Origin of the sequence: Acinetobacter tandoii DSM 14970 = CIP 107469 (assembly GCF_000400735.1) — a bacterium.
In the GTDB taxonomy this organism is placed as follows: Bacteria; Pseudomonadota; Gammaproteobacteria; order Pseudomonadales; family Moraxellaceae; genus Acinetobacter; species Acinetobacter tandoii.
The window spans coordinates 55,064-68,184 of sequence record NZ_KE007362.1; the positions used below are offsets into that span (position 1 = coordinate 55,064).

General features: G+C 41.0%; 12 protein-coding genes and 1 pseudogene. 4 read left to right on the forward strand and 9 right to left on the reverse strand.

The window, feature by feature from the left end; genetic code table 11:
- Position 1: 1 nt before the first annotated feature.
- The 3 genes from I593_RS03305 (at position 2) to rsfS (ending at position 2,161) form a co-directional block, all read left to right on the forward strand.
- Positions 2 to 871, forward strand: coding sequence for an NAD(P)-dependent oxidoreductase (locus I593_RS03305; protein WP_016166150.1), 870 nt, complete (start codon positions 2 to 4; stop codon positions 869 to 871).
- 18 nt (positions 872 to 889) lie between these two features.
- Positions 890 to 1,684 carry a hydroxypyruvate isomerase family protein gene (locus tag I593_RS03310; RefSeq protein WP_016166151.1) on the forward strand — a complete coding sequence of 265 codons (795 nt, stop codon included), beginning with the start codon at positions 890 to 892 and terminating at the stop codon, positions 1,682 to 1,684.
- A 75-nt stretch (positions 1,685 to 1,759) separates the two neighbouring features.
- Complete coding sequence (rsfS, locus tag I593_RS03315) at positions 1,760 to 2,161, forward strand: ribosome silencing factor (RefSeq protein WP_016166152.1); 402 nt, start codon at positions 1,760 to 1,762, stop codon at positions 2,159 to 2,161.
- A gap of 83 nt (positions 2,162 to 2,244) precedes the next feature.
- Here rsfS and I593_RS03320 read toward each other — a convergent pair whose 3' ends face one another.
- The 8 genes and pseudogenes from I593_RS03320 to I593_RS20335 form a co-directional block, all read right to left on the reverse strand.
- Complete coding sequence (locus tag I593_RS03320; protein WP_016166153.1) at positions 2,245 to 2,853, reverse strand: hypothetical protein; 609 nt, start codon at positions 2,851 to 2,853, stop codon at positions 2,245 to 2,247.
- Between the two features lie 11 nt (positions 2,854 to 2,864).
- The gene (locus I593_RS03325; protein WP_016166154.1) at positions 2,865 to 4,205 is read right to left on the reverse strand and encodes an ammonium transporter; all 1,341 of its coding nucleotides are present in this window, start codon (positions 4,203 to 4,205) and stop codon (positions 2,865 to 2,867) included.
- A 226-nt stretch (positions 4,206 to 4,431) separates the two neighbouring features.
- The gene (locus I593_RS03330; protein ID WP_026441021.1) at positions 4,432 to 6,531 is read right to left on the reverse strand and encodes a TonB-dependent siderophore receptor; all 2,100 of its coding nucleotides are present in this window, start codon (positions 6,529 to 6,531) and stop codon (positions 4,432 to 4,434) included.
- A 501-nt stretch (positions 6,532 to 7,032) separates the two neighbouring features.
- Positions 7,033 to 7,311 (reverse strand): annotated as a pseudogene (locus tag I593_RS21025) (DUF3303 domain-containing protein).
- Positions 7,312 to 7,745: 434 nt separating this feature from the next.
- Entirely contained in the window at positions 7,746 to 9,200 is a 1,455-nt protein-coding gene (locus I593_RS03340) for an NAD(P)(+) transhydrogenase (Re/Si-specific) subunit beta (protein WP_016166157.1), read from the reverse strand.
- 3 nt (positions 9,201 to 9,203) lie between these two features.
- Positions 9,204 to 9,527 carry a proton-translocating transhydrogenase family protein gene (locus I593_RS03345; protein ID WP_004692331.1) on the reverse strand — a complete coding sequence of 108 codons (324 nt, stop codon included), beginning with the start codon at positions 9,525 to 9,527 and terminating at the stop codon, positions 9,204 to 9,206.
- A gap of 11 nt (positions 9,528 to 9,538) precedes the next feature.
- Positions 9,539 to 10,666, reverse strand: coding sequence for a Re/Si-specific NAD(P)(+) transhydrogenase subunit alpha (locus I593_RS03350; RefSeq protein ID WP_016166158.1), 1,128 nt, complete (start codon positions 10,664 to 10,666; stop codon positions 9,539 to 9,541).
- A 121-nt stretch (positions 10,667 to 10,787) separates the two neighbouring features.
- On the reverse strand, positions 10,788 to 11,297 hold the full coding sequence (locus tag I593_RS20335; protein WP_016166159.1) for a hypothetical protein: 510 nt from the start codon (positions 11,295 to 11,297) through the stop codon (positions 10,788 to 10,790).
- Positions 11,298 to 11,591: 294 nt separating this feature from the next.
- Here I593_RS20335 and I593_RS03360 point away from each other — a divergent pair, with 294 nt between their 5' ends.
- The gene (locus I593_RS03360; protein WP_016166160.1) at positions 11,592 to 12,518 is read left to right on the forward strand and encodes a DMT family transporter; all 927 of its coding nucleotides are present in this window, start codon (positions 11,592 to 11,594) and stop codon (positions 12,516 to 12,518) included.
- Between the two features lie 32 nt (positions 12,519 to 12,550).
- Here I593_RS03360 and soxR read toward each other — a convergent pair whose 3' ends face one another.
- Positions 12,551 to 13,078 carry a redox-sensitive transcriptional activator SoxR gene (gene soxR, locus I593_RS03365; protein ID WP_016166161.1) on the reverse strand — a complete coding sequence of 176 codons (528 nt, stop codon included), beginning with the start codon at positions 13,076 to 13,078 and terminating at the stop codon, positions 12,551 to 12,553.
- Between the last annotated feature and the right edge of the window lie 43 nt (positions 13,079 to 13,121).

Genomic DNA, 13,121 nt, shown 5'->3' on the forward strand with positions numbered 1-13,121 from the left:
TATGAGTTTTGATCGTAATACAAAAATTGCATTTCTAGGTATGGGACTCATGGGCAGCCGTATGGCCACCCGATTGCTTCAAGCTGGATTTGAAGTGGCTGTATGGAACAGAACTGCTGCTGCCTGCGATGTGCTCATTGATTTAGGTGCAACTGCGCTAAAACTAGAAAACATTGCAGACTATCCCGTCATCTTAACCTGTCTTTCGGATGATTCGGCTGCACAACAGGTGATTGAAAAAATTCAGCCCTTCTGGACTGCAAATCAAGTGGTTGTGGATTTCTCAAGCTTATCTGTGGATAAAACCAAAACACTGGCATTATTAGCACAACAAGATAATGTACATTGGATTGACTCACCTGTTTCTGGCGGGACAGCGGGTGCCGAACAAGGCACACTGGTCATTTTTGCAGGGGGCGATGCCGAAATCATTCAAAACTTAAGTCTGATTTATAATGTCCTTTCACAACGTGTCACACGCATGGGAGAAACGGGGACTGGGCAAGCCACCAAAATTTGTAACCAATTAATTGTGGCCGCCAGCAGCACCTTAATAGCAGAAGCAGTTGCCTTAGCCCGTCAGGCGGGTGTCGATACCACCCTACTTGCTCCAGCATTGGCAGGTGGATTTGCCGACTCAAAACCTTTTCAAATTTTAACACCAAGAATGGCCAATCATCAGTTTGAACCTGTACAATGGAAGGTGCAGACTTTATCAAAAGATTTAAATAATGCTGTGCAGTTGGCTGAAAAATTTCAATTAGATATTCCAGTTGCAAAAAAAGCATTATCGGAATTGCAGGCACACCAAAATAAAGGCTATGCTGAATCAGATTTAGCCACTGTAATTCAACATGTTGAAACAGAATAATAATGCAGGAGCAAGCTCATGACTAAACTCGCAGTGAATCTTTCCATGATCTTTACTGAAGTGCCACTCATCGAACGTTTTGCACTGGCTTATGCTCATGGCTTTAAGCATATTGAAATTCAATTCCCTTATGAGCTCAGTATTGCTGAAATTCAAAATCAACTGACCCAGCATGATTTAAGTTTATGCCTCATTAATGTGCCTGCTGGAGACCTTATGCAAGGCGGTAATGGTTTGGCTGGTATTCCAGGCAGAGAACAAGAATTTCATCAAGCCCTAGAATTAGCAATTCAATATGCCGTTGCGTTAAAAGTACCAAGTGTCAACATTTTAGCGGGTAAACAACCGCTTGATTGTGACTTATTGCCCTGCCTAAATACTTTAGCCAAAAACTTAAAACTCGCTTGCTTTATGCTGGCAGAACATCATATTCAACCTGTGTTTGAAATGATTAATGGCACAGATATGCCACGCTTCCTCATTCAAAATGTTGCGCAAGCTCAGGAAATTCTGGAAGCTGTTCAGCATCCCGCACTCAAAATGCAATACGATTGCTATCACATGGCGATGATGGGCGAAGATGTACTGACTGAATTGAAAGAAAATATTTTAGAAATTGGGCATATTCAATTTGCAGATTGTCCTGGGCGACATGAACCTGACACCGCACAAATTCACTTTAAAGAAATTTTTGACTGGTTAAGTCACAGTGATTATGCAGGTTTTATCGCGGCAGAATATCGACCACAAGCCCACTCGAACCATTCATTTGCGTGGAAAAACAAGTACTTTGCTGAGCATCCACAAAGTTAAAAAACAGACAATTGAAATTTGGTGATAAAACCGCTATATTAGATGATGAGTTATTGTCAGGAATTATGACCCTTTATGAATTTAGAACCATCGCCCAGCGCTTCTAATTCTCTCGATCTCGCAATGAATTCTCAAGCTCAAGATGTACAAGCTTGCTTAAAAGTTGTACATGAAGCTCTATTAGATGTAAAAGCAAAAGATATTATCGAACTTGATGTTAGTAGCATTAGCAATGTCGCCGATGCGATTGTGATTGCAAGTGGTACATCAACTCGTCATGTGAAAGCACTCGCAGATAATGTGGCTGAAGAAGCACGCAAAGCTGGCTTCCGCCCTATCGGTGTCGAAGGCGAGCGTGATGCAGAATGGATTTTAATTGACCTTGGACTTGTCGTGGTTCATGTAATGTTGCCAACTGCGCGTAAATTTTACGACTTAGAAAGTTTATGGCGTACAGCTCCAGAATCTGTAGCATAAGAAAAATGACCAACTCGGTCTACAAAAGCCAGTTAATCTTGGAATTAACTGGCTTTTTTGTTAGCTAAATTTAAGTCAACTGCTTAAATTAGTTGATGCAAATCAACATCCATAAATTGTTGTTTAATTTGTTCTTTTGCACGTGCGAAAACAAAGTCAGCTTTGGTCGGCCCATAAAACTCACAATAAACTTCGTAAATTGCTGTAATCACCTGAGAATAACTCATAATCGGTAAATTACTAATAAACTCAACGTCATGTATTGCAGCTTGTTCTACTACAGCATACCCAAGATTAGTTATTCGCCACTTCACATCCTGATCAAAGTCTGCAAAATCTACTTGTACTACACCTTTGACCACATATCCCACAAATTGCGCAAAGGCATCACTCAATTGTCCTGAAACCAAAGCCTCTTGTTTTTCCTGAGGTTTAACTTGAAGTAAAACCTGTTTCTCGACTTCAGCAATTTCAAATAAAACTTGGCGCAACATATCTTTACGGTAAAAACGCAGTTCATCCGTATTACACACTTCGCTTAAAAAACGATTGAGTACAAAAGAAGGCTTATCTCCATATTCCTGCTCCCAATAGCTCAGAACGCGTTCCAAAGCGATTCCCTTCAAATATTGGCTTAAACCCCGCTCAATCGCTGTTCTTTTCTGTCCTATGGTGAGTAATTCATTTGGCATGCCAGCACTCCTTAATGACGTTTAGTCATTCCATCAGTTTCAAAAGTTACATCGCGTTGAAACTCTGGATAAGATAATTCTGCGTGTTCGGTATAATCTAGGCCACGCTGCTCATGCTGCTTACTAACACGCAAGCTACCCAATACTTTTTCAAGTACTTTAAACACCACAAATGCCACGCCAAAACCCCAAACAAAACCAGCAATCACACCTAAAAATTGAATTGAAATAATTTGCGAATTAAATGGGCTTGCTTCATAAAATAAACCTGCTGCGATAGTTCCCCATGCTCCACAAAAGCCATGTACTGTCACGGCATCTACCACATCATCCAACTTCAACTTTTCAATCAAAACTGGCATAACACTCACCACCAAGCCTGCTGCCAAACCCGTCACAATTGCAAACAATGGCGTCATTGTTGCGCAGCCTGCGGTAATCGCAACTAAACCACCCAAAGATGCATTAATGGTGGTACGGATAAGAATCGCTTTTCCACGCAGCAATGCATAAAACATATAAGCAACGGCGGCTGCACAAGCGGCCAAGTGCGTATTCAAGGCAATTCGCCCAATACTCACTGTCGCATTGACCGTCGAAGCTGCATTAAAGCCAAACCATGCCAACCATAAAATAAAACCGCCCAATGCCACTAACGGTACATTATGTCCCGCCAAATAATGCGACTGTCCATTACGACCAAAGCGCCCTAAGCGTGGACCTAAAACGACAATCCCAGCCAAAGCCACCCAACCGCCAATCGAATGCACCACGGTTGAACCTGCGAAGTCGATAAAACCCAATGACTTTAACCAGCCCTCACCTTCAAATAGACTGCCCCACGCCCAACTTCCAAACACAGGGTAAATTAGCCCACTTACAAATGCTGCACTCACTACATAGGCAACAAAGTGAATTCGTTCTGCCATGGCACCGCTAGCAATGGTGGTTGCGGTTGCCGCAAACATCATTTGGAAAAACAATAAATTCCAATGCCAATCATCCAAGTGATTGGGGGCAAAATGACTCGTACCAAACCATCCTGTGGTATTAATACCAAACATCAAGCCGAAACCAATCAACCAAAATATTAAGCCCCCTAAACACGCATCCATGTAGTTTTTCATCAGGACATTGACCGTGTTTTTCCCGCGTACAGAACCACTTTCAACCAGAGCAAAACCAGCTTGCATAAAGAACACCAAAATCCCGCCCATCACCACCCAAACACTGTCCAGTGAAAGTCGAATTTCTTGAATATTTTGTGCTTGCGTGGCTACAGCATCAGCAGCAAATCCTGTTGTTGTAACACCCCATAAACTTAGTAAAAGTAGATAAATTATTTTTTTCATGAACATCCCCCGAAGTCTGTTCACAAAAATGCAAAATCAGTGCCAAATACAACACATATTTTTTATCAAGTGCTGAACCAACCGAACTGCATAACCGTACTTTTATCTTACTTAGCCATATACAGCTTTATTCTCTATTCTGGTTACTGTTCAAATCGATACGGGAAACAGGCATAAAAAACCACCCCAAAGGGTGGTTTTTATTTAAGATAAGCAGCGTGGCCGATTAAAATTTATAGCGCAGATTAAAATTGACCTGACGCTCATCTCCCACGGTCACAACATTGTTACTTAGACCACCAGCATAATATTCCTTATCAAAGATGTTTTTCGCATTCACACTGGCTTGCCACGTTCCAGCATCATAGCCCATCTCCGCATCAAATAAAGCATAGCCTGGAAGAGTATAATCGTATTTATAACTGCTCTTTTTTGATTCACTACGTACCCCAGCTCCGATAAACCAACCTTGTAATGCACCTTGATTAAATTGATATCGTGTATTTAGGTTAAACATTTGTTCAGAAACATTATTTAAGCGTTTCCCTTCATAACCACTGATTTCGTTATCAACAATACGCGCAGTCGGCAAATAGCTATAGTTAGCACTCACCACCCAATTTGGTAAGATCCGTACAGCGAGCTCAGTCTCAATACCCTGAGTATTCTCTTCACCCGTCTGATATTTATCTCCATTAGCATCGCTCGACACCACATTAAAACGGGTCAAATCAAACCATGCCAAACTGGCTTGTAGGCGTTGATCCAAGGCTTGAAACTTAAGACCCACTTCATATTGTTTGGCTTTTTCAGGGTCAAATACATTGCCATCCACATCTACATCAGTCACAGGTAAAAATGAAGTAGAATAGCTCACATATGGAGAAACCCAGTCATTATAGGTATATAAACCTGCTATACTGCCCGAAAATGCCTGACTGCTTTTACTGCTCTCATTGTCGTTATAATTACTTTTAGCATCAACCGATGCCCAGTCATGACGTAAACCGAGATTGATATTCAACCGATCCGTCACATCCACTTGGTCTTTAAAATATACCCCCATGGTTTTTAACGTCGTTTCGACGCTGTCACTACGTAAGGCCTTGGTGGCACACCAGTCTTGATTGGCATAACGAGGTGCATAAATATTTAAAGCCGTGATCGTACAGTTATAGTTCCAGATATCACGGGTATCATGCATGCCATCTAAACCCAACATAAGGTGATGCTGCATATTGCCCAGTTCGACTGTTTTGGCAATATTATTATCAATACTGAAATTTACATCATCATAATGCTGATCACGCCCCTGACGGGTGATGGTGCTACTGTTCGCTGTAGATTTATTAATAAACACTGCTTGCCCATCTAAACGAGAATTTTGTACCGCAAAATTCTGTTTAAACGTCCAACCATCATCAAAGATATGTTTCAGGTTATAACCAATACGCATGCTGTCAGAAAGATATGGATCGACACTTGGCTCACCAATAAATAAATGCCGGCTCACCTGTCCGTTGTTATTTGGCAAAATACTGCCATAGACAGGTAAGCCCTGTTGGCGAACATATTCTTTATGGTTGTAACTCGCAATCACCGACAAATCAGTCTGATCGCCCAAGTCGAAATTATACGAAGGCGAGATATAAAAGTTTTTAAAATACACATGATCCGTTGCATCATCTTGATCTGAATAGTTAGCATTTAAACGCCATGCCGCTTTATCCGAACCTTCAATGGTATGGTTGGTATCTACCCCAATTTGGCGCAAATTATGACTGCCGTAGCGCAAGTCCAACTGATTAAAATCACCCTGTACAGGACGTTTAGTCACCAAATTCACAATCCCACCTGGCGCGGTTTGCCCAAAATCCATTGAATCTGGACCTTTCACCACCTCAATCCGCTCTAGACCTGTAATATTGCTCGGTGAATCCGAGGCTTGTGCCTGACGTAAACCATCGACATAAATTGCATCGGATGACAATTGCCCACGAATAATAAAATCATCTGCACCACGGCGACCCAATGGAGCTGAAATGACCCCAGCCACACCTTGAATGGCATCGGTCAAGTTCATGGCTTGTTTTTTTTCAATTTGTTCTTTGGTAACCACCGAAACCGATTTTGCTGTTTTAAATAAAGGCTGCTCCGACTTTAAACTTTGCGTAGTGGTAGGCACATCACCATCGGATTGTGAATTTGCAGCAGTTAAAGTAATCGTCGGGAGTACATTATCTTCTGCAAAAGCGGGTTGAATTACAGATAAAATTGCCAATGCCAAACTGCTTGGCATAAACCCCAAGAGAGTATTTTTTTTCATAAAATCTTAAAAATAGAAGAGTAAAAGAATATTCAAAAATATTAAACTTATTAATAATCTTTCTCAATAAAAATTAGAAAAAATAACAACTCAGCAATAACTTTATGAAAATATTAATAAAAGCTATATTTGAAAAGTAAAAGCCAGATAGGAATTATCAAAACTGCTCAACTAACATCTTTCATAAAACAGAATTAAAATTAATGATTTAAATAAATCATGTAGTAAAAATTAATAATTTTAATTAAATGCAGCACGACTAAAATGCAGCTTATTCTTTTATTCCTAAAAAAGGACAATTCGAAAAATTGAGTATCTATTATGTTTAAACTGTTAAAAATACCAAAAACAACTCCCACCTCGTAGAACAATGAATCCCACATTGAGAGCTATCCCATGCCGAGATAACTCTCAATGAGATCTACCTAGACGGATCCAAATGCACTGAGAATTTTGAAGCTATACTGTTCTCATCAGATCAATCAAGGATAACAATACACCCTACTTGGAGAGTGCAGCAATCATCAATGGTGCTGCTTGTTCATCCACTAAAGCAGGCACTATCTGCATACAAAGTAGGTCATTCCATTCTAACACCCATTGCTGGATCAACTCAGCATCATTTGCCTCAATAATTGCAACACCAGAGAGCTGTGCAATGGCATGCTATCGACCCAACATTTTTATGCCCGCAGGTGCTGTTCCTCCTGTTTTCAAAAATCGCTCCATTGCGGCATTACGATTTTCAGGGCGAATACTATAATTCACTATAAATAACATAAGTCACCTCTCGCACTTGATTGGCGCACCTAACTTGACCACATGAGAGAATAGACAAACAGATAAATTCACATGCGTTATACTGCCGCTAAACCTCTACGCAGTTACATCTGACCATCAAACCTCTTCGTCATTTAAATCACTTACCTTTACATTTTGATCGCTTTTTAATCAATTTTAAAGAACACCAGTACCTAAAATTATTCAAACAAATATTACAAACAAAAGGTTTTAAACATTTCACTTAGTCCATAGAAGTAGTAGATGATGCACTCAATACTCCCTCATTCATTCCTACCAAAAAACTTAATATAAAAAATAAATCATAGGCTTACCCTATGAAGACTAAATTTCAGGCGTAAAAAAACCACCCCGAAGGATGGTTTTAATCTCCCTAAATCCCTCTTTATAAAAGAGGGACTTGAGACTTTCATTTAGTGTCCGCCACCATTAATGGCTTTGGTCATATCTTCAACAACTTTCTTCGCATCACCGAAGACCATCATGGTTTTTTCATTGTAGAACAAATCGTTGTCTAAGCCCGCGTAACCTGTCGCCATAGAGCGTTTGATCACCATAATCGTACGTGCTTTATGAGCTTCAAGAATCGGCATACCATAAATCGGCGAGCTTGGATCATCTTTTGCCGCAGGGTTTACAACGTCGTTCGCACCGATTACTAATACCACATCAGTTGCAGGGAAGTCAGAGTTGATTTCATCCATTTCCAAGATGTCTTCATACGCCACATCTGCTTCTGCCAACAGCACGTTCATGTGACCAGGCATACGACCTGCAACTGGGTGAATCGCAAAGCGAACTTTTACACCCTGTTCTTTCAAGATTTCACACAACTCTTTTACCGCATTCTGCGCACGACCTTGCGCCATACCATAACCCGGTACAATCACCACGCTGTCCGCATTTGACATTAAGAAGCCTGCGTCATCTGCCGAACCAGAACGATGGTTACGTTGAACTTGTTCACCTTTGTCTGCTGATGCAACTGCTGCACCACCCATCGCACCACCAAACAATACGTTGATGATTGAACGGTTCATCGCTTTACACATGATGTAAGACAGAATCGCACCAGAAGAACCAACCAATGAACCTGCAACGATCAACATATTGTTTTCAAGCGTAAAACCAATACCTGCCGCAGCCCAACCAGAGAATGAGTTCAATAGCGAAACCACAACTGGCATATCACCACCACCGACTGGTGCAATCCACACCCAACCGAATGCAAGTGCAAGTGCTGTCATCGCCCAGAATGCAGCCATGTTACCCGTTGTAAAGAAGTAGATACCACACGCCAACATTGCAATGAAAATGAGTGCCTGTACAGGTTTAACCCATGCACCAGAAATGGTTTTTGCCCACTTTTTCGCAGCCAACTTACCATATGCAAATACTGATGCGGTAAATGTGATCGCACCCACAAAACAACCCACGAACAATTCAAATAAATGAACTTTGCTCATGTGAGCATGTTGTACACCCGCAGCCGTTAAAGCAGCTTCATTTTCAGCAAACAATGCTGTTAATTGGTTGTTATGCAAGATTGCAGCAATCGCAATCAATACCGCCGCCAGACCCACCAATGAGTGCATTAATGCCACCGTTTCTGGCATTTGTGTCATTGGAACGGTACGTGCACGAGCAATACCTACGACTGCACCCAGTACCATCGCACCACCAATCATCCAAATCACAGGATGGTCTGCCACAAAGAAGGTGGTCACAACAGCAATCGCCATTGCGATCATGCCATAACGGTTACCTTGAATCGCAGTTTTTGGACCAGACAAACCACGTAACGTTAAAATAAAGAGGACAGCACCAATCAGGTAGAACCAATCCGCATAGTCTCGAATAAATTCCATATATTAGCCCTCTTTTTTCTTTTGCTTTGGCTTAAACATTTCAAGCATACGTGCGGTTACTGCGAAGCCACCGAAAATATTGATACTTGCCAAGAACACGGCAATTGCACCAAGAATGCTCACAACATTTACACTTTGGAATGCAACATTCGCATCAACACCAATTGCAGGAATCCCCACAGTTTGAATCATTGCACCCACCACGATGATCGATGACAACGCATTGGTTACTGCCATAAGCGGGGTATGTAATGCTGGTGTTACGCCCCACACCACGTAATAACCTACGAAGATGGCAAGGACAAAAATAGTAATTGTTTCAACCATGAAAAATCTCCTTACGCACGCTTCAACAGCACTTGGCTGCCATGAGTGACCAATAGGGCTTTTTGAATTTCATCTTCTTGATTTAAGACAAAGTTTTTATCTTTATCAAACAATGTTTCGACAAAATTGAAAACGTTACGTGCATAAAGTGCTGAAGCTTCAGTCGACACCGTAGATGGAATATTTGGGACACCCAAAATTTTCACACCATTTTCAGTCATCACTGTCTCACCAACTTTAGAACCTTCAACGTTACCGCCAGTTTCAACTGCCATATCTAAAATGACAGAGCCTGGTTTCATTTTGGCAACGGTTTCAGCACGAATAAGACGCGGTGCATCACGACCAGGTAAAAGCGCAGTGGTAATCACGATATCGGCATTAGAAACCGCTTTATCGACAATCGCAGCTTGGTCTTTAATGTATTGCTCACCCGGCATCCAACCATAACCATTCTTGGCAGCATCTGCAGCTTTTTGCTTTTCTTCATCAGACATAGGTACGTCTAACCACTTGCCGCCTAAAGATTCTACTTGGTCTTTCGCTGTTGGGCGCAAATCGGTCGCTTCCACAACCGCACCTAAGCGTTTTGCAGTTGCAATCGCTTGTAAACCCGCAACCCCTACACCCATGATCACGATACGAGCTGGTTTAACCGTACCCGCAGCGGTCATTAACATTGGGAACATACGTTGATATTCTGCCGCCGCCAAAAGTACAGATTTATAACCTGCAAGGTTGGCTTGAGAAGACAATACATCCATGTTTTGCGCACGAGATAAAGTACGAGGCAATAATTCCAATGCAAATGCAGACACGTTTTGCGATGCAAATTGATCTAGTTCGGTATTGCGGTAAGGGTCAAACATTGCCACGACAGTGGTGTTTGGCTCTAACTTTTGAATTTCCTCACCTTTAGGAGCGCGAACTTTCAAAATCATCTGACTGCCCACATAGGCATCATCTGTAATCTTAGCACCGACTTGTTCATAAGCACTGTCAATATAAGCTGCCTTTACACCAGCGCCACGTTGAATGACCACACTATGACCAGCGTTGATCAATTTCTTTACTGTCTCTGGCGTAGCAGCTACACGATTTTCACCGACGACAGTTTCGGTAGGGATTCCGATCTGCATGAGCGTTCCTCAAGCTAAATTTCTCTAGTAAACACCGTTAGAAACGATGTTCCCTCTGGATGTGTTCTTGTTGAATTTTGGATTCTAATTGAACTTTTTTAAATTACCACCCAATATTTATTTAATAAATACCCTCATTTTGAACTGATGATTCATAAAAATAATTATTCGATATATCATTCGTCGGTTTTGCCCAGCACATTGCAAAACCGAGTCTGTGTTCAATTGGCTCGTGTTTTATTTCATGGGTCAGAATCTTGTTTGTTTTTTTAAAAGCATAAGCGTTAGACCACAACAAGTGGTTTTTCTGACAAAATTTCCTGTTCATCCCCTGTGAAGAAAATAGTCCTGAGACTATACAAATTTCAGGTATTTTTAAGTTTTTCTCTGCAAAATTGACTGAGATGACAATTTGGTCAATCTCGAACCTTTTTAATGGTATAAATTCTAAGCAGAAATTTTCAAATTTTGTCTCCTCATTAGACTCTCTATAAATGCAGCTTTCCCTTTGTGCTTTCTCATTCTTAATATAAATATGAAATATGACCAAAGTCGGATAATGCAGAAAATTTAATTCAAAAAAACTTTTCAAATCATTTAATCTGATGATGCAATATGTTTCATTCGACATATTTTGCACTGTTTTAGGTCATTTATTATTCATATTACGTTAAAATCTTCTTTTCAGCTCAATCAAAATCCAAATGTGTCTATAGAAAGTTCTCACTAAAGCAAAAGTATTTGGATATTTATGAAATCCTGAAGCAAAAATACCCCTATATTTATATAACTTTATCCTATGTATTTTTGCCTTTTCATTCCTAAGAGTATGAGGATTGATCATTTTTTTGCATTTTTCTCTTTCAGCCCAAAAGCCTATACTGCATATCGGTAGCCATCCTATCTTTTTAAAAAGTTAAATTTCATGAATCTCTCTTTATCTCGCACCCAACTTGGCAGTTTGTTTGCGATTGGTGCGGCATTTTTATTCAGTAGCAAAGCGATTTTTATTAAACAAGCTTATGCCTTATCACCTTTGGTAGATGCCACACTCTTGATGGCGCTTCGAATGGCTTGTGCCTTACCGTTTTTTCTACTGATCTGTTGGTTTAACCGAGAAAAGAGCAAAGGCTTGCAAGCAAAAGATTGGGGGCTGCTCATGGTGGCAGGCTTGATGGGGTACTACTTTGCCAGTTGGTTGGACTTTTTAGGTTTAATGTATATCAGTGCGTCTTTAGAACGCATTATCTTATTCCTTTACCCTACTTTAACCGTATTGGCTTCTTGTGTGCTGTATCGCCAAAAACTTTCGGTCAAAAGTATGCTCGCCATTGTGCTTAGTTACGGAGGGACTGTTTTGGTGATGCTTCAGGAGCAACAACATGCGCCTGTTCAAGAACATTTCTGGCTGGGTGCAAGCCTTGTTTTTGCCAGCGCAATTGCCTTTGCTGCCTATCTATTACTAACGCCCCCGCTGATTCAAAAATTTGGCTCATGGAATTTTACAGGTCTGGCTTTAACAACCGCTTGCCTTGGCACACTGGTACAATTTTTTTGGGTCACTCCTCATCCTCTATTATTGGTGCAACAACTTCCTGTTGGCGTACTTTGGTATGGTTTGGCACTGGGCTTCTTTATCACCGTCGTTCCGACTGTACTCCTGATGCAAAGTATTGCACGGCTTGGAGCGGCTCAATCTGCCATGATTGCATCGGTTGGCCCTATCCTAACCATTTTATTGGCAGTCGCTTTTTTAAATGAACATTTGAATTTTTGGCAATGGATCGGTTGTTTACTCAATATTGTCGGAATTATGATGATTACCTTATCCAAGAAAAAGCTTGCCAACTAATACCTGCTATCATCAGTAATCGTGCAAGGTTTTTACTGAAAAGCATCGTCTTTTGGAGAAAGAGAGCATTCTGTGTTTTCACTATTCATCTTCAATAATAGCTCGTGAAAGTGCGCCCCCGCTGAGGTTTCAGCGAGTACATCATTCGGGTTACGCAGTGGGCATTGCTCTAAGGATAAACAACCACACCCAATACACCAATCCAGTTGTTGTCGCAATTGTAATAAATGCACAATCTGCTGATCTAACTGGGTTTGCCATTGCTGTGACATTTGCTGCCAATCTTGCTTGGTGGCATTTCCTTGTTTCGGTAATGCTGAAAAGGCAACTTTCACTTGTTGCAATGAAATGCCGACTTGCTGTGCTGCTTTAATAATGGCAATACGTCTTAACATAGAACGCTGATAACGGCGTTGATTGCCCGAAGTTCGCGCACTCCAAATCAGTTCTTTTTCTTCATAAAAACGTAAAGCAGCAACACTGACATCACTGCGTTTTGCCAAATCACCAATACTCAACCACTGCTGTGCCGATGGCATTATTTGCTGATTTTCTTCCATAAACGCTTGACCTCAAGTTAACTTGAGCTTTGATACTAACAAA